This window comes from Deinococcus sp. AJ005, assembly GCF_009017495.1.
Lineage (GTDB): Bacteria > Deinococcota > Deinococci > Deinococcales > Deinococcaceae > Deinococcus.
Map to the genome: position 1 here is coordinate 758,540 of NZ_CP044990.1, position 23,028 is coordinate 781,567.

Genomic DNA, 23,028 nt, shown 5'->3' on the forward strand with positions numbered 1-23,028 from the left:
GTTCCATGATGATCTGCGTTTCATCTTTTCATTTTCCCCGCACCCCACAACCCAAAAAAGGAGGCCCTTCCCTGTGAAATCCCTGAGCAAAGACCGCCTGTGGGCCATTGCCGTATTAACGCCCAGCATCATTCTGATCGGCATTTTCGTGTACTACTTCATCGGGCGCACCATTTATGTCAGCCTGACCGACTGGGGCAACGATCCGGCGCAGGCGCTGGCCCTGAACCCGATTATTCGCTGGGTGGGCCTGCAAAACTACACCGAACTGTTCACCGGCTTTCTGCAAGGCCGCTTCCGGCAGGAACTGGTCAACACGCTGTTCTTCACCGTGTTTTTTATCGTGGGCTGCCTGGGCGTGGGCCTGGGGCTAGCGCTGATCCTGGACCGCAACCCCAAGGGCGAGGGGCTGTGGCGTACCATCTTCCTGTTTCCCATGAGCCTGTCGTTTATCGTGACGGGCACCATCTGGCGCTGGATGCTGCAACCGCAGGGCGGCGTGAATCAGGCCCCCACGCTGCTGGGCGGTCAGCCCTCCAGCTTCGCGTGGCTGAGCAGCAATGATTCGGTGCTGAAATTTGACTGGAACAATCTGCCGCTGATCACCGCCGCCGTGGTGGGGGCAGTGCTGATCGTGGTGGCCGTGCGTGCCGCCCGCGAGGGCCAGCGCACCCGCACGCTGGTGGCCGCCGCCTGCGCCGCACTGCTGATCCTGTGGGCGGTGTTCATCGGCCCGCGCGTCAGGCTGCTGGCCGCCCCCGAATTGCACGGCTTCAATTTCGCCATGATCGGCATCATCATCGCCGCCGTGTGGCAGATGAGCGGCTACACGATGGCGCTGTATCTGGCCGGACTGCGCGGCATTCCCGAGGAACTGCGTGAGGCCGCCAAGGTGGACGGCGCGCAGGACGCCCAGATGTACCGCTTCGTCATCTTCCCGCTGCTGTCGCCCATTACCCTCAGCGCCATGATTATCCTGGGCCACATCAGCCTCAAGATCTTTGATCTGGTGTACGCGATGGCAGGGCCGGACAATATCGCCGCCAGTGTTCCGGCGCTGAACATGTACCTGACCAGCTTCAGGCAAAACCAGTTCGCGCTGGGCGCAGCGATTGGCACCATTTTGCTGATTCTGGTGGCCTTCGTGATCGTGCCGTATCTGGCGAATCAATTTAAGACTGAGGAAGGACACTCGTGAGCGCACGCCTGGGTCTCGTGCCCTCTCTACCCCTGCTTCGGAGGCACCCATGACCGCCGTTCCCCAGTCCACCGTTTCTGCTGCCCAGGCGCGCCGGGCAGGTGGCATAGGCCGCGCGGTCACGTATCTCCTGCTCGTCGTCGCCGCCTTCTTTTTCCTCATTCCCATCTATCTGGTGTTCGCCACCGCGCTCAAAACGCCGGACTCTATTGTGCTGGCCACGGCATGGCACTGGCCCGCGCAGCTCAACTGGGCCAGCTTTTCAGAGGCTTGGGACAAGGTGGGCGGCAACATGCTCAACAGCCTGTTCCTGGCCGTGACCGCCACCATCCTCAGTGCGCTGCTGGGCAGCCTGAACGGCTACGCGCTGAGCAAATGGCGCTTCCGGGGCGCAAATACCCTGTTTGCGCTGATGCTGTTCGGCATGTTCATCCCGTATCAGGCCGTGCTGATTCCACTGTTCCAGTTCATCAAGGCGCTGGGGTTGTACGGCAGCATCTGGGGCCTGATCCTGGCGCATGTGGTGTACGGCATTCCCATCACCACGCTGATCTTCCGCAACTTTTACGCCGACGTGCCCGATGCACTGGTGGAGGCCGCCACGATTGACGGCGCAGGCTTCTGGGAAATCTATGCCCGCGTCATCTTCCCGATCAGCATTCCCGGCTTCGTGGTGGTCATCATCTGGCAGTTCACGCAGGTCTGGAACGAGTTCCTGTTCGCGGCCACCCTCACCAACACGGGGAGCCAGCCCGTGACCTACGCGCTGTCGCAACTGGCGGGCGGTCAGGCGGTGTCGTGGAACCTGCCGATGGCCGGGGCGATTCTGGCGGCGCTGCCCACCCTGCTCGTGTACATCGTGCTGGGGCGGTATTTCGTGCGCGGGCTTTTGGCGGGGAGTGTGAAGGGATGAAGGAAAAGGGCAGGCACTCTTCCCCCATCCCTGCCTCCCGCGCTATGCTTTTGCCCATGACCGTTAACCGCGCGTGGTGGTGGCCCAGTTTCGCCTGGGTCTAACGCGCTGCTGCTCTGTTTTTGCCGTGTCCGACGCGCCCAGGTGGTTTTTAGACCGCCGGGCGCTTTTTTTGGCCTTCCATCTCAAGGACAGGAGTTCCATGACCCAGACTGCTCACCCAAAACCGATGACCGCCGTGGCCGTGCAGGAGTTGAACGCCGATCTGGACACGCCCGTCAGCGCTTACCTGAAAGTCACAGACGGCGCGAAGAAACTGAGTTTCCTGCTGGAAAGCGTGGAGGGCGGCGAGCGTCAGGCCCGCTACTCGTTCATCGGCGTGGGCGAGGTGGGGCGCTTTACGCTGCGCGGACGCACTGCCACCCTGAGCGGCGTGTTGAGCCGTACGTCGGGGGCAGAGACGCTGCAAACCGACGATCCGCTGGACGTGCTGTACAGCCGCGTGTTGCGCCCCGTTGAATTGCCCGCCGAGAAATTCAATGGTCTGCCCCCCTTCTTCGGCGGCGCGGTGGGTTACGCCGCCTACGACATCATCCGCGTGTACGAGAAGTTGCCCGACAACAACCCCGACGAACTGAACATCCCCGACGCGCTGTTCATCGTCCCCGAGGGCATCGTTATTTTTGACCATCTGCGGCACAAGCTGTATGCGGTGGCTATCTCTGAAACGCAGGCGGAGGCCGAGCGCATTGTGGCCGCGCTGGAAGCCGACTTGCGCGGGCCTTTGCCGGATGTACCGGGGCGCGAGAAGGCCGAGCCAATGACCTTTTCCAGCAACTTCACGCCCCAGGGCTATCAGGCCGCCGTCAGCCGCTGCATTGAATACATCCATGCTGGAGATGTCTTTCAGGTGGTGCCGTCCCAGCGCTTCTCGGCGGATCTGACGGTGGAGCCGTTCGCGCTGTACCGGGCGCTGCGCGGCATCAATCCCAGCCCGTATCTGGGTTTCCTGAATCTGGGCGAGGTGACGCTGGTGGCGAGCAGCCCCGAAAGCCTGCTGCGGAGCGACGGCGTCAGCATCGTGACCCGCCCGATTGCTGGAACGCGCCCGCGTGGCAAGACTCCCGCCGAGGACAATGCGCTGGCCGCCGAACTGCTGGCCGACGAGAAGGAACGCGCCGAACACCTGATGCTGGTGGACCTGGGCCGCAACGACATCGGGCGGGTGGCCGAATACGGCAGCGTGACGGTGGAGGACGCCTTCACCATTGAGCGCTACAGCCACGTCATGCACATCGTCAGCGGCGTGCGCGGCAAGTTGCGCGGGGGGCAGACCCCTTTGCACGCCCTCGCCAGTGCGCTCCCGATGGGAACCGTATCCGGCGCACCCAAAATCCGCGCGATGGAAATCATCGATGAAGTGGAACCCGTGCGGCGCGGGCCGTATGGCGGCAGCTTCGGCTATATCGCTTTCGACGGCAGCCTGGACATGGCCCTGACCCTGCGGACGATGGTGATCGCGGGCGGCAGGATTCACATTCAGGCGGGGGCTGGCATCGTGGCCGACTCTGATCCGGTGGCGGAAGAAGAGGAAACGCGCAACAAAGCGGCGGCGCTGATGCGGGCGGCGGAACGGGCGGCGGCGGGATTGTGAGGGGCTGTCAGAGTCGGATGATGTGGGATAACAACCGGACGCAACTTGTCAGAGCTTTTTCTCAATCCAATACGCCTGGAGATCAGTCATGACCCACATCCTTTTAATAGATAACTACGATTCTTTCACTTACAATCTTGTCCAATACTTCGGTGAACTGGGCTGTGAATTGACCGTCTGGCGCAACGACGCCTTCACGCTTGAGGATGTGGAGAAACTCAATCCCGATGCCATCGTGGTTTCCCCAGGTCCCTGTACGCCATTGGAAGCGGGTTTGAGCGTAGATGTGATCAAAGCCTTCGCGCCGAAATATCCAATCTTAGGCGTGTGCCTAGGCCACCAGAGCATCGGTGAGGCGTTTGGGGCCACCGTTAAGCGTGCGCCGATTCCGGTGCATGGCAAGACCAGCAAAGTCGCCCATGACGGCCAGGACCTGTTTGCCGGAATTGTGGGAGACGCCAGCGTGACCCGCTACCACAGCCTGATCGTGGAGGACCTGCCGCCGGAACTCGTGGCTATAGCTTGGACAACAGATCAAACTCCAGCGGGCGAATACCGCGCCCTCATGGCCCTGCGCCACCGCGACTACCCGGTTTTCGGCGTGCAATTTCACCCCGAAAGCATTGCTACTGAGGACGGCAAAACGATGATTCGCAATTTCGTGGCCTTGGTGCGCGAGAGTCAGGCTGTGCGGGAGAGTGCGTGACCCCTCCCATTCACGCCCGGTTGATGAACGGTGAAATCCTGTCTCAGTCGGAAGCGGCGGCCTTCATGCGCGAGGTGATGGCCGGGGAGATGAGTGGTGTGCGGATGGCGGCGGCGCTGGCCGCGTTGCGTGTGCGCGGCGAGACGGCGGACGAGATCGCCGGATTTGCCCAGGCCATGCGCGAGAACGCCGTGCGCGTCAATGTCCGCCCGCGCGAGGTCTTGCTGGACGTGGTGGGCACAGGGGGCGATGGGGCGCACACCTTCAATATCAGCACCACGACGGCGTTTGTGGTGGCTGGGGCGGGTGTGCCTGTCGCCAAGCACGGCAACCGCGCCGCCAGCAGCCGCGCCGGAAGTGCGGACGTGCTGGAGGCATTGGGTGTCAATCTGGACGCCCCCCCCGAAGTGATTGAAAACGCCGTGAACACGCTGGGCGTGGGCTTTATGTTCGCCCGCAATTACCACCCGGCGCTGCGCCACGCCGCCCCTGTCCGCTCGGATCTGGCGGCCCGCACGGTCTTCAACATCCTGGGGCCGCTGAGCAACCCCGCCGGGGCCACACACCTGGTAGTGGGCGTGTTCAAGCCCGAGCTGACGCGCACGCTGGCCGAAGTGCTGCGGCTGCTGGGGGCGAAGGGGGCCACCGTGGTCTACGGCGACGGTCTGGACGAATTCACCGTCTGCGGCGTCAATACCGTCTCCGGCCTGCGGGGCGGCGAGATCATTGACCGGACCCTCCACCCGGAAGAGGTGGGGCTGGCCCTGCATCCGCGCGAATCGCTGGTGGGGGGCACGCCTGCCGAGAACGCCGAGATCACCCGCGCCCTGCTGACGGGCGGTGGCACGGAGGCTCAGCGCGATATCGTGGCCCTCAATTCCGGGGCGGCGCTGCGGACGGCAGGCCGCGTGAACAGCATCCGCGAGGGCGTGGCCCAGGCCCGCGAGGTCATGAATGCGGGCCTGGGTTGGGACGTGTTGCAGAAGTACGCGGCGCTGACGCGGTAGCCGAAAATCCCCTCTACCCTTGCGGAAGAGGGGCCTTGCGAAAGCTTGGGGGTGGCTGGTACAGCTCGGTATGAGAGGGGTCCCTTACTGTCCCTGTCCCAACGAGTAGCCCGGCTCGCCGTCAAAGGTGTACAGGTGTTCGGTTTTGATGAAATCCAGCCCTTTGTCGTGAACGCGGATCAGCAGGGCCAGCAGATCGCCGTGCTTGACCGGGGTGTCCGACTGGAAGCGGCAGCGCCAGTGATCGGATTTGAAGGTCTCGGGCAGCCCATTTGGCCAGACCTTGACGCCCCGGTTGGTGATCATCTTCAGCGGAATGTTGCGCAGTTGCGCTTCCTGCAAGATGGCGGCCAGCACCTCTGGGTCACGCCCGGAGTCGGTCCACTCAAAAAAGACGTCAGTGCCGACGAGCTGCTTGTCAATGTAGGCCGGTGTCGTGGGCTGCCGGACGGGCATTTCCTTGGCCTGTGCGTCGGCGGTAACGGCGGGCAGATGCTGCGGCATGTTGCCCAACCGCTCAATTACGGCGTCAGCAAAAGCCTGGGTTCCCAGCACCTCCTTCGTATGCGGCCCGGCGATGTCTTGGGTGTGCATGCCGTCCTCCAGCGCGCACAGCAGGGCGTTCTGAATCTTCGCGGCCACCTCGTGCTGGCCCAGATGCCCCAGCATCAACGCCGCCGCTGATATCAGTCCGCCGGGGTTGGCCGCGTCCTGCTCGGCCAGATCGGGGGCCGAGCCGTGGATGGCCTCGAACATGGCAAACGTATCGCCGATGTTGGCGCTGCCCGCCAGCCCCACCGAACCGGCCACTTCTGCCGCCACGTCCGAGATGATGTCGCCGTACAGGTTGAGGGTCACGATCACGTCGTATGCCTCGGGCCGCGCCGCCACCCGCGCCGTGCCGATGTCGATGATCTGGTGTTCGGCCAGGATGTCGGGGTATTCGGCGCTGATCTCGTCGAAGACGGTGTGGAACAGCCCGTCGCACATCTTCATAATGTTGTCTTTAGTCAGCGCCGTGACCTTTTTGCGGCCATTGGCGCGGGCGTATTCAAAGGCGTAGCGCACGATTTTCTCGCAGCCGGGGCGGGTGATCAGCTTCAGGCACTGCATCACCTCGCGGGTCTGGCGGTGTTCGATGCCCGCGTACAGGTCTTCCTCGTTCTCGCGGATGATGACCAGATTCATTTTGGGGTGGTGCGTCGGTACATACGGCGCGTAGGCGCGGCAGGGGCGCACGTTGGCGTATAGGCCCAGCGTCTTACGGAGGGTGACGTTCAGGCTCTTATACCCCCCGCCCTGCGGCGTGGTAATGGGCGCTTTGAGCATGATGCCGGTCTGCCGCAGGCTGTCCCAGGCGTCGGGCGCGAAGCCGGAGGTGTGGCCCGCCTTATACAGCGCCTCGCCCATGCGGACTTCCTGCGGGGCAATGCGTGCGCCCGCTGCCGCCAGAATCCGCAGGGTGGCCCCCATGATCTCCGGGCCGATGCCATCGCCGTACACGACAGAAACGGGAACGAGGGCAGTCTGGGTATTGGTGGTCTGGGTGTCGGCAGTCTGGGCAGGCTCTTTGAGGGCAGTCATGGCAATCTCCTGGGGTTGATGGGTTAATATACGAACTACATTTCGTATATTAGGGTTCGCATATCGGGAATGCAAGCATCCCGCCGCCCTCGCCGTCTGGAGGTCTAGCCATGTCTGCTTCACTGTCTCGGTTACACTCGGCTCAACACGCCATGACCCAGCCCCCGCCCCCGCATGAACCCTCGTGGACATTCCTGTCGAACCACAGCCGCGTGCTGCTGTGCCTGAAACGCCAGCCGGACGCCACGCTGCGTCAGGTGGCCGCTGACGTGGGCATTACCGAACGTGCCGTGCAGCGCATCGTCCGTGATCTGGAGGACGCCGGAATATTGATCCGCCAGCGCGTGGGCCGCCGCAACACCTACCAGATCGAGGCCAACCGCCCGCTGCGGCATCCGCTGGACGCGCACCGCAATGTCAACGAATTGTTGGAGCTGCTACTGGCGGGCAGACGGGATTCCGAGGATTAGCCGGGCCGCTCCCCGTCTCCTGGCACTTTATCTTCCAGTGGCCCGGCGGCGTCCACATTCAGGCGGCTCAGCGGGGCGGCGTTCTGAAGCATCCAGGCCTGAAGGGGCAAATCGCCCAGCCAGTCCTGCACGCTGGGAATGCGCCCCAGGTCTTCCAGCACATGTTGTTCGCCCACCAGCCGGGTGGGAACATGCTGGTCGTCGCTGGCGCGTTTGAAGGTAGGACCGAAGAACTGCTCGCACAGAAAGATGCCAAAACTGCTGTGCAATATGGCGCGGTGTCGGGCGTCGGCCCAGTGGCCCTTGGTCTGGTCAAACCAGCCGTGGACGGCCAGATAGTCGTCCGGCACGCCCCCAAATCGGCGGGCGCTGCTGCGGGCGTGGTGCCAGGCGTGGGCCACAGCCTTATCTCCTAAAAACCGAGCGCCTAGATGGGCAGGTGGTTGGCATACCGCCTCCCAAACAACTGCGTCACCCGGTTGAGCCGCGCCACCACCGGATCGTCACTTTCCTGAATGGTCTGCTGGGGATGCTCGCCGTCCTCATCCTCCTCTTCGTAACACAATTCCAGGCCAATAAAGGGCCGTTGCGGGGTCAGAATCAGCGCGGCCTGGGCCACCTGCCGCGTCCCGTCGTCCAGCTCTGTTTCCAGGATGTGGTACAGCCGCAGGCCACCACGTTCAATCAGCGTGTCCAGTTGCGCGTCGCTCAGGTTGGTGGGCAGCGGTTTTGCGCGGCTCACGAATCCGGGCAGGCTGGACCGCAGCACGGGGTCAAGGGTGTCAGGCCGCTCCAGCAACTCGGCCAGCCTGTAGTCGGTTTCCTCATCCAGTTGCAGATCGTCAAACGTCGCGCCGCGCATGGCCCGGCGGGTCAGGGCGCGGATGGCGAACTCGGCCTGTTCCCGCGTGGCGTACAGTCCGGCGGGATTGACGCCTTCCAGCGTGACCGTGTAGTCGTGATACCACTCGTCGGTGAACTGCGCCAGCTTATGCACCACCAGATAGGCGGGAGCCGGGGTCATGGCTCCGCTCGGCCCATCGCCCTTTCCTTCGGCGGCAGCAGCAATTTTCCTTCCAGCGGCGTACTCAGCACGATGCTGGTATCGCAGGTAAAGCCCATGCCGATCAGGTCGCCCAGCATGGTTTCCAGCGCCCCCACGTCCGGCACGGCCACCTTCAGGATGCAGGAGTTGTCGCCCGTGACGCTGTGGCACTCCAGCACGCCGTCGTGCGCCGTGGCCCAGCGCACCAGGGTGGGATCGTTGCGCCCACTGTCCTGCACGCCGATAAACGCGGTAATGGTACGCCCCAGCGGTTTGCTGGCAACGCGCACGCCGTAGCCGAGGATCACGCCCGCGTCCTCCAGCCGCCGCACGCGCTCGGTCACGGCGGGGGCCGAGAGTCCCACCCGGCGGCCCAGTTCGCGCATCGAGAGCCGCGAATCGGTCTGGAGTTCTTGCAAGATCCGGTGATCCAGCGAATCGAGAGAGCCGCCCATCTGTCGCATAACCAGAGTTTAGCACCGCAGTTGGCATATGCAAGGTCAGGCGTGTCATTTGCCAGAGAAACGGCCACCTGACCCCACCAATCTGCTGGCCTGCGCGCCTTCCAATGGTGGGGGCAAAACATGAAGAATGGAGGTCTAGCAACTCACGTTTCTCTCTCCCAGGAGGCTTCAATGTCCCACGCCCCCCTACACCCGCAGGCCACGGTCCGCAGCCAGCAGATGCTGCCCCGTGGTCACCGTGCCCCCAAATGGGCCGATGTTCCCGACGAAAAGTGGTTTGACTGGAAATGGCAGCTCAAGAACCGCATCAACTCCGTTTCCGAACTGGAAGAGGTCATCCGCCTGACCGAGAGCGAACACGCCGGGGCCAGTGCTGAGGGCATCTTCCGGCTGGACATCACGCCGTATTTCGCCTCCCTCATGGACGCCGACGATCCCACCTGCCCGGTGCGCCGTCAGGTGATTCCCACGCACCACGAGTTAGAGCCGTTCATGTCCATGATGGAAGACTCGCTGGCCGAGGACAAGCACAGCCCCGTGCCCGGCCTCGTCCACCGCTACCCGGACCGCGTGCTGATGCTGGTGACGACGCAGTGCGCCAGCTATTGCCGCTACTGCACCCGCAGCCGCATCGTGGGCGATCCCACCGAAACGTTCAATCCCGCCGAGTACGAGGCGCAACTGAACTACCTGCGGAACACGCCCCAGGTACGCGACGTATTGCTGTCGGGCGGCGATCCGCTGACCCTCGCGCCCAAGGTGCTGGGCCGCCTGCTGGCCGAACTCCGCAAGATCGAGCATATCGAGATCATCCGCATCGGCACGCGCGTTCCGGTGTTCATGCCCATGCGCGTGACCGAGGAACTGTGCGACGTGCTGGCCGAGAATCACCCGCTGTGGATGAACATTCACGTCAACCACCCCAAGGAAATCACCCCCGAGGTGGCCGACGCCTGTGATCGCCTGACCCGTGCGGGCATCCCGCTGGGCAACCAGAGCGTGCTGCTGCGCGGCATCAATGACCATCCGGTCATCATGCAGAAGCTGCTGCGCGAGCTGGTCAAGATTCGCGTGCGCCCGTACTACATCTATCAGTGTGACCTCGTTCACGGGGCGGGCCACCTGCGCACCACCGTCAGCAAGGGGCTGGAGATCATGGAAAGCCTGCGCGGGCACACCTCCGGCTACAGCATTCCCACGTATGTGGTGGACGCCCCTGGCGGCGGCGGCAAGATTCCGGTTGCGCCCAATTACGTGCTGAGCCACAGTCCCGACAAGCTGATTCTGCGGAACTTTGAGGGCTACATCGCCGCGTACACCGAACCCACCGATTACACCGGGCCGGACATGATGGTTCCCGACGACTGGGAGCGCAAAGAACCCGGTCAGAGCGGCATTTATGGCTTGATGCAGGGCGAGCGCATCTCCATTGAACCCGCCGGATTCAGCGACACGCACCACCGCCCCGGCGGGGTCAGCCACCGCCTGAACAGCCGCGAGGACAAGTGGACGGCGTATGGCGTGGGCGCACCGAACCCCGCCAGCGTCAGCGACACCTCGCCAGACGGCAAAGTGAATGTGCCGATTCCGGTGCATAGCGGGGATTGAGGGCAGAATAGCGGTATGGGAGCTTTTAATGTTTACAACCCTATTGGCCCCTGCCCAAACTGCGGCAACACGGTCAACCAGCGATTCCAATTCAAATACGGCGAATGTAATTTATACGAGTACCATATCGGCGCTGAAATTATTTGGGGTGGCAATCAGCGGGGAAAACCAAATCCTGGCTTAATCGCTCTGGATGCCTGTGGTGAGGAATGCCCGGTGTGTGATTGGGCAGAAGATCATGCCGTAATTTTCGTAGATGGTGGACGGCTTGTATGTGTTGGACCAAACAAGGCGAAATACAGTTTTTCCAAACCATACAACATCATTGAGATACGTCCCGCAAGATCACAATTTCATGTCTTTGATTACCAAAAGCCAGAGTTTCCGATCTTTGATTACGAGAAGGAGCAGGAATAATGACCACCGCCACCAAACCCCGCCAACCCATCCTCAAAACCGCCCTCCCCGGCCCCAAAACAAAAGCCATCATGGACCGCGACGCCCAGCACCTGTCCACGTCTTACGTGCGCCCCTACGCCTTCGTGCCGGACCACGGCGAGGGCGTGTGGCTCAGTGATCCCGACGGGAATACCATGCTGGATTTCTTCGCGGGCATCGCCGTATCCACTACCGGCCACGCCCACCCGCATGTGGTCAAGGCCGTGCAGGAGCAGGTCACCAAGTTCACTCACGTCTGCCTGAGCGACTACCCGCAGGAAATCACCACCAGCCTCGCCGAGCGGCTGGTCAAGCATGTGGAGCGTCCGGGCGAAAAGTGGCGCGTCTTCTTTGGCAACTCCGGCGCAGAGGCTGTGGAGGCCGCCGTCAAACTGGCCCGCAACCACACCGGACGCAGCCACATCATCTCCACGATGGGCAGCTTCCACGGGCGGACTTACGGCGCGATCACGCTGACCGGCAGCAAGACCAAGTACAAGCGCGGCTTCGGCCCGCTGCTGCCCGGCGTGTCACATGTGCCGTATCCCAACCCCTTCCGCCCGCCGCTGGGGTCCACCCCCGAAGCCTGCGGTCAGGCCGTGCTGAACCACATCCGTGAACTGTTCGTGGGCGTCATTCCTGCCGATGAAGTGGCCGCGATTATCGTGGAACCCATGCAGGGCGAGGGCGGATACATCGTGCCGCCTGCCGATTTCCTGCCCGGTTTGCGGGCGCTGTGCGACGAACACGGCATCATGCTCATTTACGACGAGGTTCAGGCCGGAATGGGCCGCACTGGGAAGATGTTCTCGTACCAGCACTTTGGCATTTACGGCGAGGTGCAGCCCGACATGATCACGGTGGCGAAGGGAATTGCTTCGGGGATGCCCATTTCCGCGCTGATGGCGAAGGAATCGGTCATGACCTGGCCTGTCGGTTCTCACGGCAGCACTTACGGCGGGAACCCGGTGGCGGCGGCGGCGGCCCACGCCACCCTGGACCTGATTGAAGGCGTGGTCAAGCACCCCGGCTGCGGCGAGAGCCTGATGAAGAATGCCGCCGACGTGGGCGCTTATCTGCTGTCCGAACTGAAGGCCATGCAGTCCGAGTTCCCCTTTCTGGGCGACGTGCGCGGCGAGGGTCTGTTCATCGGCCTGGAATTTGTCAAGCCTGACGGCAGCCCCGACGGCAAGTTGCGGGACCGTGCCAGCACCGCCATTTTCGAGCGCGGCTTGCTGAACCTGGACTGCGGCGAAGCCGTGATCCGCGTCAGCCCTCCGCTGATCCTGACCCGCGAGGACGCGGAGACCGGACTGGAAATTATGCGGGAAGCGTTGCGGGGGCTGGCCCAGACGTAAACCCCTGGTTCAGGCTGAACTGACCTGAGCCACCAGCAGATTCCACCCGTCGCTCGTAAGATGGGTGGAATCTGCTGTTTTACCTGTCCGCTGCTGGGGGCAGCACGCAAACCCCGTCCTCATCAGCGTGAACGACGTCGCCGGGCCGCACCGTTACACCCGCGAAGGTCAGCACTACATCCTGCTCGCCTACATTTGCCTTGCCGCTGCGGCGGGGATGGGCGGCCAGTGCCCGGATGCCGATGGGCATGGTTGCCAACTGCGCCGTGTCGCGCACGCAGCCGTGGATGAGGATGCCTGCCCAGCCATTCTCCACGCCCAGCCCGGCCAGTTGATCGCCCACCAGCGCGCAGTTCAGGCTGCCGCCGCCGTCCACCACCAGCACGCGGCCCTCACCCGGCGTTTCCAGCGTGGCGCGCACGGGCGTGTTGTTCTCGTACACGCGCAGGGTGAAGGCGGGACCGCTGAACCGCGCCTGCCCTCCAAAATTCTGAAACAGAGGTGCGAAGACCTGTGCTTCTGGGTGTGCATCGCACAGGTCAGAGGTGGGGGTGAAGGGGGTCATGCTGTATTGAACCCGTTGAGCAGGCGCAAAGGTGGTTACTGTTCCGGGGACGCCCCCAGCGCCGGACTGGCCGCGTGGGTGTGGGCATAGTGGATGCGCCCGTCGTGGCCGCTCAGGAAGCCGCCGTCGTAGCCGCGCCGCCACGCCATCAGTTCGGCCAGGATGCTCATGGCCACTTCCTCTGGGGCCTCCGCACCCAGGCGCAGGCCCACGGGCGCACGCAGGCGGGCCAGTTCGGCATCGCTGAAGGTCACGCCTTCGGCCTCCAGCTCGTCCAGCAGACCCTGGGCGCGGCTCAGCGGTCCCAGGACGCCCACGTAAGGTGCGCCGGAGTTCAGCGCGTGCTGCAAGCAGATGCGGTCCCGGTCCAGATGGTGGTTCATGATCAGCAGGCTGGCGCGGGCGGGCGGCGTGAACTGCCCCAATTCCTCCGGTGCGAGGTCATGCAGGATGGCCCCCGGAAAACGCCCCGGCGTCAGATACGCGCCGCGCGGGTCGATCACATGGACCTCGTAGCCCAGATCGTGCGCCCCACGCGCCAGCGGCATGGCGTCGTGGCCCGCACCGTACAGCACCAGCACGGGCGGCGGCGTGCTGATGTCAATGAAGAGAGGCATGCCGTCTGGTGCGGCCAGCGTGACGGCGCGAGGTTCCAATTGATTCAGCCGTTCCCGCGCAGCCTGAACGGCAAAGTCCCGCAGCGGGGCGGGGGAGAGGTCTCCCATCGCTTCTCCATCTGGCTTGATCAGGAGGCGGCCCTCGCCTTTCAGCGGCACAACCAGCGCGGCCAGTTCACCCTTTTCCAGTGCCCGGAGCCACGCGCCCATCACCGGGTCATCTCCATCCACCCGCTCCACGCGCACGTCCACGCTGCCGCCGCAGCCGATGCCCAGCCCCCAGGTGGCGTCCTCCGACAGATCGTAATGGGTGATGGCCGGCGTACCGCTGCGGATCACTTCCAGCGCCACCTCCACCACCTCCGCCTCCAGGCAGCCGCCCGAGAGCATGCAGACCTGCGCGCCGTCGTCCAGCACCAGCATCCGCGTGCCTTCGCGGCGGTAGGCGCTGCCCTGCACGCCCACGACGGTGGCGATAGCGGCGCGCTGGCCTCTGGCGGTGGCGGCGTTCAGTGCGTCCAGCAGGGTGCGGGTCTCGGCGGCGTTCATGCGGGTTTACCAGAAGGTGCAGCCGACTTCCCGGCCCGCCACGCGCTGAACAGCGGCAGCACGGCCAGCACAGCGCAGGTGTAGGCCAGCGCCGGGAAGCCTGCGCGGGCGATCAGGAAACCGCCCAGCAGCGTGCCCGCGCCCGCCGTGATGTAGCCCAGGCCATCGGTGACGCCCTGCACGGCGGGAAAGTGGGTCAGCGCCTTGCTGCCCGACACGAAGGCCAGATTCCAGCCCAGCCCCAGCAGGAACATGCTCAGGCCCAACGCCCCTGCGCCCGGCTGCGCGGCGGTCAGGGCTGCCGCGCACAGCAGCACCGCGCCGCCCACGTAGCCCACGCGCACGCCCAGGCGGTCAATCAGCGGCCCAGTCAGCCAGCCGAAGCCGAACATGCCCAGAATATGACCGCTGATCAGCGCGGCAATACTGGTGTGGTCCATGCCCATGTTGTGCGCCCGCAGTGGCGTGAGGCTCATCAGTGTGACCATCAGACCCTGTGCGGTGGCCAGGGCCAGCGCGGTGCTGCGAACGCCCGGCGTGCGGAACGCCTCCGAGAAACTTGGCGTCTTGCGCGTGGCCCCGGCCCCGGTTGCCGCGACGGGTTCGCGCACCGGGGTCCAGAACAGCATCAGCAGCGCGGCCACGCCCAGCAGGCTGCCGCCCACCAGCCAGCCCACGATTTCGGGCGTGGTACCGAAGGTGATGGCCAGCCGCTCGATGGGGTGAGAGAAGCCGGTCATCAGGAACGATCCCAGCACGCTCATCAGCATCAGCGCGCCCAGGGCCGTGCCGCGCCGGTTGTCGGGCACGCTCTCGGCCGCGGCGTAACGGGCCTGCTGGTAGCCGCCCTGCGCCGCGCCCATCATGGACGCGCCCACCAGAAACAGCGGCGTGAGGCCCAACTTGCCACCAAAAAAGCCCAGCACCGCGCCCAGCGTCCCCAGCGCGAAGGCCAATCCCAGCCCTAACCTGCGCCCGGAGCGCAGCATCAGCGCACCAAAAAAGCCTGCCGATAGCGCCGCCGACACGCTGATCAGCGTGCTGGGCAGGCCCGACAGGCTGCCGAAGCCCAGCGTGCCCATGATGATGCTCGCCAGGATGGTGCTGACCGTCGTGGCCCCCGTCGCCAGCGCCTGTGCGGCGTACAGCGGCACCAGACGGCCCAGTTCAATGCGGGATATTTGCTGGGGTGCGGGGGCAGCTTTACTCATGACGAGAGCTACACAGAGAGGAAGGAGCTATGGTCATCCCTCCCCCTGTGCCCGCCAGCGCTCGCCTACGGCTTCCTGAAGGTAGGTGGCGGCGTCGCCGGTATTCGCGCCGGGTGTGAAGACCCGTCCCACGCCCAGTTCCTTCAACGTGGGCAGGTCCTGATCGGGGATAATGCCGCCGCCGAAGACGATGATGTCGGTGGCGTCCTTCTCCTTGAGCAGCGCCATCACGTCGCGGAAGTAGTGCATGTGCGCCCCCGAAAGCACACTGAGGCCAATCGCGTCCACGTCCTCCTGCACGGCAGCGTTGACGATCATCTCGGCGGTCTGGCGCAGCCCCGTGTAGATCACTTCCATCCCGGCGTCGCGCAGGGCGCGGGCCACCACTTTCGCGCCCCGGTCATGGCCGTCCATGCCCGGCTTGGCGATCAGCACCCGTATCCGGCGGTCTGACATTTCTTCATTGTTGTGGTCCATACGGGCCTCCTAACGGGCGTTTGTTTTGATTCTAGGGCATTGGCTGGCGGCGGCGGTGTGGTGGACGCGGGAAGTGTGCCGTGTGCCGCGCTGCTGTCCCGCTCTGGCAGACTTTTCTTGCGGCAGGTTGTCCTGAAGTCCTGCCCCCAGTGTCAGCCCGCCTCCTGTACACTGCCCAGTTGATGATCGTGACCATTGACGGCGTGGCGGCCAGCGGCAAATCCAGCGTGTCGGGGGGCGTGGCGCGGGCGCTGGGCGTGCCGTATGTCAGCAGCGGCCTCCTGTACCGCGCTGCGACTTTGCTGGGCCTGGAGGCCGGGCTGGACCTGCATGACGCCCCCGCGTTGCTGGCCCATTTGCGAACCCATCCGTTGCGTCTGGAACCGCTGGCCGAGGGCAACCGCGTGTGGCAGGACGGGCGCGAGTTGACCGATGAACTGCACTCCACCCGCGTGGACCGGGGCGTCAGCGTGGTGGCCGTGCTGCCCGAGGTGCGGGCCTGGGTGGACGCCCAGCTCCGTGCCCTGCCGTCCCCCTTCGTGGCCGAGGGCCGGGATATGGGAACGAACGTTTTCCCTCACGCCGGGGCCAAGTTCTACCTGACGGCCAGCCCCCACATCCGCGCCGTGCGCCGTGCCCAGGAACGCCCGGAGGATGTTCCCGCCATTGAGGCCGCCCTGATCCGCCGCGACGAGCTGGACCGCGTGCAGAGTGCGCCTGCCCCCGACGCCGTGGTCATCGACACCGGCCCGCTGACCCTGGACGGCGTGATTCAGACGATTCTGGCGCAGTTGCCCGAGCAAGTGACCTCCGCTTAACCCATGCCCGGACCCGTGAAGCCTGGACCCATCCCCACGCCGCATCCCTGGCTGTATCCGGTGATCCACTGGTTCGTGGGGCGTGTCGTGGCTTACGGCGGCGGCGTGCGCGTCAGCGGGCTGCAACATCTGCCGCACGGTGGGCCAGCGGGCGGGGTCATCGTGGCGGGAACCCACGCGATGGCGCTGGACCCCTTTACCATCGGCTATGCGATTCCGCCGAAACTGCACCGCCTGCAATTCATGACCAAGCGCGATGCCTTCGAGTGGAAGATCATCGGCCCCCATGCCATCGGGCCGATATTGCGCGCCACCGGGGCCTTTCCCGTGGACCGCAGCGGGCGCGACACCCGCGCGCTGCGGCAGTCGTTGCGGGTGCTGGGGCGCGGCGGCATGGTGGGCATTTTCCCGCAGGGCACCCGCAACGGCCAGGGCCTGCACGGTGGCGCGGCGCTGCTGGCCCTCAAGGCGAAGGTGCCCATCGTCCCCGTGCGCGTGTGGCACGAGCGCCCGAAGTGGCTGCCGCGCGGCCTGCCCGGTGGGCGCTGGCAGGTGCGCTTCGGCCCCCCGTTGTATCCGCAGGGCGACAGCCTGCGCGGCCTGACCCTGCGCTGGGAAAATGCGGTGGCAGTGCTGTGATACCGATTGCGGTTGAAGTCCTAACTTCAACCCGACTGAAAGGAGAAGCAAAAAATACGGGTTGCGTGGTATGGAAGAACATACGGCGCTTTCCTGGATGTTCTGGAATTTAACGCAACCCGTAGGAGCTGGGGCCAATGGCCCTCTCCGCCTACTCCAGCACCACTGTGAACTTCTGACTCAGATACGTCTCAGTGTCAGCGGCAACGTCAGGATTCCCCAGCGCCTTCAGCACCTTTAATCGCAGTTGGTACGCTCCGGCGGGGGCCAGTTGCCCACCCGCCAGCGTGCCGTCCCAGCCCACGAAACTGAAGGCGTCGCTGTTCGGGTCCGTGTAAATGTTGGTGGCGCTGCGCCCGATGTATTCCTGTGTGAAGACCGTGCCCAGGCTTGTGCCGCCCCCGTCCAGCACCTCCAGCATCAGGCGGCGGGCCTGATGACCGAAGTGGACCAGCAGTTGCGGCGCGTCCAGCACCGTAATCTTCTGCCCGTTATCGTCGAAGACCTGCACGTCTTTGAGGGTGTAGGCGAGCGGATTGGCGAGGTTCAGCCCTTCCGGGTAGAACTCGAAGGTCCTGGGATCGTACAGCGCCGGGAAGTTTTTGAAGGTCCGGCCCCCGTCGAAACTCACGTCGCCCAGCACCGTCAGGGCCTGATAGTTGCCCACCAACCCGCTGTAGGGAATGACCATGCGGCGTCCGCTGGCGCTGCTCAGGGCGATGGCACCGCCGTATTGCCCCAGCACGGGACGGGACGGAGGCGTGATCAGCACATTCAATTCTGTTTCTCCGCCTGCCGGGACAGTGATGCGGACGCCGCCGCCGTCCACGGCTTGGCCGTTGATGGTCATGCCGATGGGCTGGGGGGGCATGATGTTGCCCAGACGGTCCAGACTCTGCGCCGCAATATTCGTTGCCGTGAACGTTTCCACCTGTGTGCCGCTATTTCGCAGCACGATCACCTTGCTGCGGGGGCCGAAGGTCTGGCTGGCCCCCAGGCTCAGTTTGGCGGGATTGGCCGTCACCGGATTGCTGGAGGCCGCCAGCACGTTGACCAGCCCCGCGCCCTGCTGCTGTACGGGGGCAGGCCCGCTCCCGTCCGGGGTGGTGCGGAAGGCCGAGTTGTTCATCAGCAGCGCCGCCATGTCCTTCGATTGGATGCCGGGCCGCGCCTCCAGCAGCAGCGCGGCAATGCCCGCCACCTGCGGCGCAGCCAGTCCCGTACCGCTGAGGACCGCGTATCCACCGGAACCCGACTTTAAAGGTGTGGTGGTGCGGACCCAGCCTCCCGGCGCGGCCAGATCGGGTTTCAGTTCCAGATCCGGCGAAACGCCGAAAGCCGAGAACGCGCTGAGGGTATTGCCGCTGGGATTGTCGAAGGTCTGCGGGTCTGTATTGAAGGTCAGCCGCGCGCCCCCCGCAATTGCGGCGTCGATCCGTGCGCCAGCGGCAGCCAGCACCGAGACGACGGGGATGTCGATGGGCCTGCTGTCGCTGGGAGTGGCCGGGGCAGCCGTCACGGAGGCAAAGCCGGGCTGGCTGTTGTAAAGCACGATGGCCTGCGCCCCGGCGTTCTGGGCGTTGATGATCTTCTCGCGGGCCGCGCAGTTGCCCAGGCGGATCAGGGTGGCCTGCCCGTTCAGGCTGCCCGCCTTGTAAGGATTCAGGCCGTCGATGGAGCAGCCGTCGTTGTCGGTGATGGGCGTGCTAGACGGCAGTTTGCCCAGGGGCAGATTCAGCCCCATGGGCGCGGTGGGCGAGCCGCTGACAGGACGGTAGCCGATGACAGCACCCCCTGTACTCAGCGTGAAGTTGCCCAGTCGCACTCGCGTGTTTTCCACCGATGCCACCGCCAGCACGTTCTCGCCCAGTGCGGGTGCGCCGACGCTGTAAGGGCCGCCTTTGCCGCTGTCCCCGGCGGCGGCACTGACCACCATGCCGCGCTTGACCAATCGGCTGGCGGCCCGCGCGGTGGGGTACTGCGGCCACTGGAACGGCACGCCCAGGCTAATGTTCAGCACCCCCATCCCGTCGGCCTGGGCGCGTTCCATCGCTGAAAGCAGGGTGGCGCTGTCGGTGGTGCCCTGGCATCCGAACACCTTGTAGATGCCCAGGCTGACGGCGGGGGCCACGCCCGCAAAGCCGCCCGCCGGATCGCTCCCGCCCAGGATGCCCGCCACGTTCGTCCCGTTGCCCTGGCAGTCGTGTGGGCTGGCGTCTGGAACAGGCTTCGAACCGGGTTGCGAGGCGTCGTAATTGTCGCCCACGAAGTCATACCCGGCAACGACGCGGCCCTGAAAGGCCGGATGACCCAGGTCCAGTCCGGTGTCGATGATGCCCACCCGCACGCCCCTGCCACTCAGCCCCAGTTGCGACTGGGCGAGGTCCGCGCCCGTCATTGCCAGAGCGCTCTGCACGTCGGGGCTGAGGGCCTGGGCGTTCAGCCCTGGTTTCGAGGTTCTGGGCGGGCTGATCTGCCTCACCGGGTATACGCCGATCACCCCTGGCAGGCGTGACAGGCGGCCCAGTTCCGCCGGGCTGGCCTCCACCGCAAAACCGTTGAACAGCGTGTGGTAGCTGGCCGTTTCCCTGTACTGAACCCCGCTGGCGCTGGCCTGTGCCCGGAAGCCAGTCTGCTGCGCGCCCAGGCTCTGGGCGTTCAGACCTGTGGGATCGTCCACCAGCTCGATGAACCATGCTGTTTTGGCGCTGGCTGCCGTGGAGGAGAGTTTGAAACCTGGCCCGGTGGCCAGACCCGGCGGCATGCCCTGACCTGGGCCGCAGGCCGCCAGCGCGGCGCTCAGGGCCAGTAGCAGGGGAGGGGTGGTCTTGAGGGACATGGCGCTGATTGTAAAGGCGTGGGATGAACCGCCAGGGTGAGCGAAGACCGGAAGCGCACGGCACACCTCTGCCGAGAGGCAACCGAAAGGGAGGGAAGCCACCCGGCCTCCCCCCCTCTTTTGTCCGACGTGTCAACTCAGGCTTAGCGTAGGACCTTGAATTTCTGGCTGGTGTAGACCTCGGTGTGGGCGGGGTTGCTCGTGTCTCCCAGAGGTTTGAGGGCGCTCAGACGCAGGCTGTAGACGCCAGCCGGAGCGTCCTTGCCGCCTGTGAGCTTGCCGTCCCAGTTGAAGGTGGTCAGGGCGTCACAGGAGGCGCTTTGCTTGGAGAGGTCGTTGGTGCAGTTGCGGGCCAGGTAGTCTTCCTTTGCAAGGGTATCGACGACTGCACCGTTCCCATCAAGCAGCTCGAAGGTCAGGGTGCGGACCTGATGTGCGAAGTTAGCAGCCAGATAGGGGGCGTCCATGACCGTGTCCTTGCTGCCGTTACTGTAGGTCACTTCTACCGGCTTGAAGGTGTAGTCCGGCATCGTGGGGGCAGCGGCACCTTCGGGGTAAAGGGCGTCGTCACCGTCGTCGACAAGCAGGGGCGCATTGTATTTCGTGCCGCCGATAATCAGGTCACCCAACGACTGCAAGCTCTGATAATCGCCCTTGAAGCCCGCGTAAGGGACAACCAGACTCGGGCTGGTGGTGCTGACCAGATTGACGTAGCCGCCGTACTGGGCCTTGTCGGGCGCAGCGGCAGGCGGGCTGACCACCACGTTCAGTTCCACCTCGCTGAAGGGCGGCACAACAACTTCCACGCCAGCATCGGCGTCCGCGCTCTTGCCATTGATGGTCATGGTGGCGTAAGTCTGATTGGGTGTGGGGGCCAGGGTGGTTCCTGCCACGGTCAGGGCCGGATAGTTAAAAGCGGTGTAGACCTCGCGGCGCGCGCCAGTATTCTTCAGCACGATCACCTTGTTGCGGGTGGTGAAGGCGGCACTCTCGCCCAGGCTGAGCTTGCTGGGGGTGGCGCTAACCGTGTTGCTGTACGCGCCGACGATGTTCACCATACCCGCACCCTGACGCTGTACGTAGTCAGGCAGACCGGTCAGGAGTGTGCCGTTGTTCAGGTACCAGCGCAATGAGGCCGTGTTCATCAGCAAGCCGCGCATGTCCTTGGGCTGGGTCTTGGGGTAAGCCTGGAGAATCAGGGCCACCGCGCCAGCAACGTGCGGCGACGCCATGCTTGTGCCGCTGAGAACCGCGTATCCGCTGCCATCGCCCGCATTCAGGGGGTAGGTGCTGTAGATGTTCCCACCAGGCGCGCCGATATCAGGCTTGAGTTCCAGCTCAGCGGACATCCCGTATGAGCTGAAGCTGCTGCTGGCATTGGCTGTGGGATTGGCGATGGTCAATTGACCACCGTCGAACGTCATGCTGACCCCTCCAGCGATCAATTCATCGATCTTTACCCCATCGATATCGCTGACAGAGACCACTGGGATGGTAATGGGTGGGTCGCCCTCAACCGTGGGACTGATGTACCCGGCGGCGTTGTTGTACAGGACCATGGCGCTGGCTCCGGCCTTCTGGGCGTTGGTGGCCTTGATGTAAAAGCTGCAAGTTCCCCGGCGGATCAGCACGGCCTTGCCAGTCAGGCTGTTGGCCGCATAGGGATCGCAGCCGTCGTTGGCAACGGTAGGGCTGCCTTTTGGTCCCTTGGTGATGGGCAGCGTCGTGCCTTTCTTCGGTGCGGGCGCGCCTGTGGCAGGGTAATAACCTATCTTGCTGCCATCCGACAGGGTGAAGGCAGCCAGGTCGACCTTGACATTATCCACCGATGCCACCGAGATCACGCTGTCGCCCATGGTGGGGCCGCCCATGCTGTACTGGCCGTCCCCGCCGCTATTCCCGGCAGAAGCGACCAGAATGACACCCTTCTTGATCATGCGGTTGCCCGCCTTGGCCAGGGGCGTCTCGGCCCAGTCGTCGAAAGCCGAACCCAGGCTCATGTTCACGACCTGCATGCCGTCCTTGACGGAACGCTCCATGGCCTCCAGGATCACGTCGTCATAGGAACTGCCCTCGCATCCGAAGACGCGGTATGCACCAAAGCTGACTTCGGGAGCCACGCCCTTGAAGCCGTTGGAGGCGACATTGCCGCCGACGATCCCGGCCACATGCGTGCCGTGGCCCGCACAGTCGTCGGGATTGTTGTCGGGGACTGGGACGTATTTGCCGTTCTTGCCGTAGTCGTCGCCCACAAAATCGTAACCAGCCACAATCCGGCCTTTGAACGCGGGGTGATCCACGTCGATCCCGGTGTCGATCACGCCGACCTTGACACCCTTGCCGGTCAGGCCCAGCTCATTCTGCGCGATGTCCGCGCCGGTCATGCCCTTGGCGTAGTACATCTCGGGGGCTGCCAGACTGTTCGGGCTGACCGTCGTCCGGGGAGCATCGACACGGCGAACCGGATAGACGCCGGTCACACCGGGCATGCGGGAAATGCGGTTGATCTCCGCCCCGGTGGCCTCCACGCTGAAGCCGTTGAACAGCGTGTCGTAGCTCTGCACCTCGGTGTACTTGATGCCCTGGGCCACGGCCTGCGCCCGGAAGCCAGTCTGCTGACCGCTCACGCTCTGCGCGGTCAGGCCAGTCGGGTCGCCCGCGAGTTCGACGAACCATTTTCCTGGAGTCTGGCTGGTGTTCCGCAGGCTGGACGGCATCTTGATGCCCTGCCGGCCGCTGCCCATGCTGGGCGTCGTGGTGGCGCTCTGTCCGCAGGCCCCGAGAACCAGCGACAGGCTGAGGAAGGCGATGGTCTTGAAGGTCCTGTTGGTCGTGTTGACTTTACTCACAGTGGTACTCCTTGGCATC

21 protein-coding genes are annotated in these 23,028 nt (G+C 64.4%); 11 read left to right on the forward strand and 10 right to left on the reverse strand.

The genetic code is table 11. The features are described 5' to 3' along the window. Positions 1–73: 73 nt before the first annotated feature. The 5 genes from DAAJ005_RS05570 (at position 74) to trpD (ending at position 5,478) form a co-directional block, all read left to right on the forward strand. On the forward strand, positions 74–1,198 hold the full coding sequence (locus tag DAAJ005_RS05570) for a carbohydrate ABC transporter permease (protein ID WP_151846249.1): 1,125 nt from the start codon (positions 74–76) through the stop codon (positions 1,196–1,198). Positions 1,199–1,247: 49 nt separating this feature from the next. Further along, on the forward strand, positions 1,248–2,111 hold the full coding sequence (locus DAAJ005_RS05575; protein WP_151846250.1) for a carbohydrate ABC transporter permease: 864 nt from the start codon (positions 1,248–1,250) through the stop codon (positions 2,109–2,111). Between the two features lie 202 nt (positions 2,112–2,313). Beyond that, on the forward strand, positions 2,314–3,765 hold the full coding sequence (gene trpE, locus DAAJ005_RS05580; RefSeq protein WP_151846251.1) for an anthranilate synthase component I: 1,452 nt from the start codon (positions 2,314–2,316) through the stop codon (positions 3,763–3,765). A gap of 88 nt (positions 3,766–3,853) precedes the next feature. Next, on the forward strand, positions 3,854–4,471 hold the full coding sequence (locus tag DAAJ005_RS05585; RefSeq protein WP_151846252.1) for an aminodeoxychorismate/anthranilate synthase component II: 618 nt from the start codon (positions 3,854–3,856) through the stop codon (positions 4,469–4,471). A gap of 23 nt (positions 4,472–4,494) precedes the next feature. Beyond that, positions 4,495–5,478, forward strand: a complete 984-nt coding sequence (trpD, locus tag DAAJ005_RS05590; protein WP_151848409.1) for an anthranilate phosphoribosyltransferase — start codon at positions 4,495–4,497, stop codon at positions 5,476–5,478. Positions 5,479–5,562: 84 nt separating this feature from the next. On the opposite strand, the gene DAAJ005_RS05595 is transcribed toward trpD, so the two are convergent. Beyond that, positions 5,563–7,062 (reverse strand): NADP-dependent isocitrate dehydrogenase, encoded by a 1,500-nt coding sequence (locus DAAJ005_RS05595; RefSeq protein ID WP_151846253.1) that lies wholly within the window; start codon positions 7,060–7,062, stop codon positions 5,563–5,565. A 152-nt stretch (positions 7,063–7,214) separates the two neighbouring features. Here DAAJ005_RS05595 and DAAJ005_RS05600 point away from each other — a divergent pair, with 152 nt between their 5' ends. Next, the gene (locus DAAJ005_RS05600) at positions 7,215–7,532 is read left to right on the forward strand and encodes a winged helix-turn-helix domain-containing protein (RefSeq protein WP_151846254.1); all 318 of its coding nucleotides are present in this window, start codon (positions 7,215–7,217) and stop codon (positions 7,530–7,532) included. On the opposite strand, the gene DAAJ005_RS05605 is transcribed toward DAAJ005_RS05600, so the two are convergent. Genes DAAJ005_RS05605 through DAAJ005_RS05615 form a run of 3 tightly spaced genes read right to left on the reverse strand, consistent with a single transcriptional unit; the run spans position 7,529 to position 9,041 of the window. Further along, positions 7,529–7,933, reverse strand: a complete 405-nt coding sequence (locus DAAJ005_RS05605; protein WP_151846255.1) for a hypothetical protein — start codon at positions 7,931–7,933, stop codon at positions 7,529–7,531. The two genes, DAAJ005_RS05600 and DAAJ005_RS05605, sit on opposite strands and share 4 nt — an antisense overlap. Positions 7,934–7,959: 26 nt before the next feature. After that, positions 7,960–8,556 carry a hypothetical protein gene (locus tag DAAJ005_RS05610; RefSeq protein ID WP_151846256.1) on the reverse strand — a complete coding sequence of 199 codons (597 nt, stop codon included), beginning with the start codon at positions 8,554–8,556 and terminating at the stop codon, positions 7,960–7,962. Beyond that, a complete protein-coding gene (locus DAAJ005_RS05615) occupies positions 8,553–9,041 on the reverse strand; it encodes an Lrp/AsnC family transcriptional regulator (RefSeq protein WP_075830010.1) in 489 nt (162 codons plus the stop codon). The genes DAAJ005_RS05610 and DAAJ005_RS05615 overlap by 4 nt, the downstream gene beginning before the upstream one ends. A gap of 171 nt (positions 9,042–9,212) precedes the next feature. On the opposite strand from DAAJ005_RS05615, the gene DAAJ005_RS05620 reads away from it, so the two are divergent. Genes DAAJ005_RS05620 through DAAJ005_RS05630 form a run of 3 tightly spaced genes read left to right on the forward strand, consistent with a single transcriptional unit; the run spans position 9,213 to position 12,445 of the window. Next, positions 9,213–10,649, forward strand: a complete 1,437-nt coding sequence (locus DAAJ005_RS05620) for a KamA family radical SAM protein (protein WP_151846257.1) — start codon at positions 9,213–9,215, stop codon at positions 10,647–10,649. A 15-nt stretch (positions 10,650–10,664) separates the two neighbouring features. Next, positions 10,665–11,066 (forward strand): hypothetical protein, encoded by a 402-nt coding sequence (locus tag DAAJ005_RS05625; protein ID WP_151846258.1) that lies wholly within the window; start codon positions 10,665–10,667, stop codon positions 11,064–11,066. Beyond that, positions 11,066–12,445: an acetyl ornithine aminotransferase family protein gene (locus DAAJ005_RS05630; RefSeq protein ID WP_151846259.1), complete on the forward strand. Its 1,380-nt coding sequence runs from the start codon at positions 11,066–11,068 to the stop codon at positions 12,443–12,445. The genes DAAJ005_RS05625 and DAAJ005_RS05630 overlap by 1 nt, the downstream gene beginning before the upstream one ends. A gap of 79 nt (positions 12,446–12,524) precedes the next feature. Here DAAJ005_RS05630 and rraA read toward each other — a convergent pair whose 3' ends face one another. From rraA to DAAJ005_RS05650, 4 genes are read right to left on the reverse strand one after another with little or no spacing between them, the layout of a single operon-like run. Next, positions 12,525–13,010 carry a ribonuclease E activity regulator RraA gene (gene rraA / locus DAAJ005_RS05635; protein ID WP_151846260.1) on the reverse strand — a complete coding sequence of 162 codons (486 nt, stop codon included), beginning with the start codon at positions 13,008–13,010 and terminating at the stop codon, positions 12,525–12,527. Between the two features lie 35 nt (positions 13,011–13,045). Continuing rightward, positions 13,046–14,176: an XdhC family protein gene (locus DAAJ005_RS05640; RefSeq protein WP_151846261.1), complete on the reverse strand. Its 1,131-nt coding sequence runs from the start codon at positions 14,174–14,176 to the stop codon at positions 13,046–13,048. Continuing rightward, entirely contained in the window at positions 14,173–15,387 is a 1,215-nt protein-coding gene (locus tag DAAJ005_RS05645; protein WP_151846262.1) for an MFS transporter, read from the reverse strand. The genes DAAJ005_RS05640 and DAAJ005_RS05645 overlap by 4 nt, the downstream gene beginning before the upstream one ends. 33 nt (positions 15,388–15,420) lie before the next feature. Next, positions 15,421–15,843 (reverse strand): cobalamin B12-binding domain-containing protein, encoded by a 423-nt coding sequence (locus tag DAAJ005_RS05650; RefSeq protein ID WP_151848410.1) that lies wholly within the window; start codon positions 15,841–15,843, stop codon positions 15,421–15,423. Positions 15,844–16,046: 203 nt separating this feature from the next. On the opposite strand from DAAJ005_RS05650, the gene cmk reads away from it, so the two are divergent. After that, positions 16,047–16,682: a (d)CMP kinase gene (cmk, locus tag DAAJ005_RS05655; RefSeq protein ID WP_151846263.1), complete on the forward strand. Its 636-nt coding sequence runs from the start codon at positions 16,047–16,049 to the stop codon at positions 16,680–16,682. 3 nt (positions 16,683–16,685) lie between these two features. Further along, positions 16,686–17,321 (forward strand): 1-acyl-sn-glycerol-3-phosphate acyltransferase, encoded by a 636-nt coding sequence (locus tag DAAJ005_RS05660; RefSeq protein WP_151846264.1) that lies wholly within the window; start codon positions 16,686–16,688, stop codon positions 17,319–17,321. 151 nt (positions 17,322–17,472) lie between these two features. Here DAAJ005_RS05660 and DAAJ005_RS05665 read toward each other — a convergent pair whose 3' ends face one another. Beyond that, the gene (locus DAAJ005_RS05665) at positions 17,473–20,160 is read right to left on the reverse strand and encodes a S8 family serine peptidase (RefSeq protein WP_151846265.1); all 2,688 of its coding nucleotides are present in this window, start codon (positions 20,158–20,160) and stop codon (positions 17,473–17,475) included. A 143-nt stretch (positions 20,161–20,303) separates the two neighbouring features. Beyond that, the gene (locus DAAJ005_RS19370) at positions 20,304–23,009 is read right to left on the reverse strand and encodes a S8 family serine peptidase (RefSeq protein WP_304523504.1); all 2,706 of its coding nucleotides are present in this window, start codon (positions 23,007–23,009) and stop codon (positions 20,304–20,306) included. Positions 23,010–23,028: the final 19 nt, after the last annotated feature.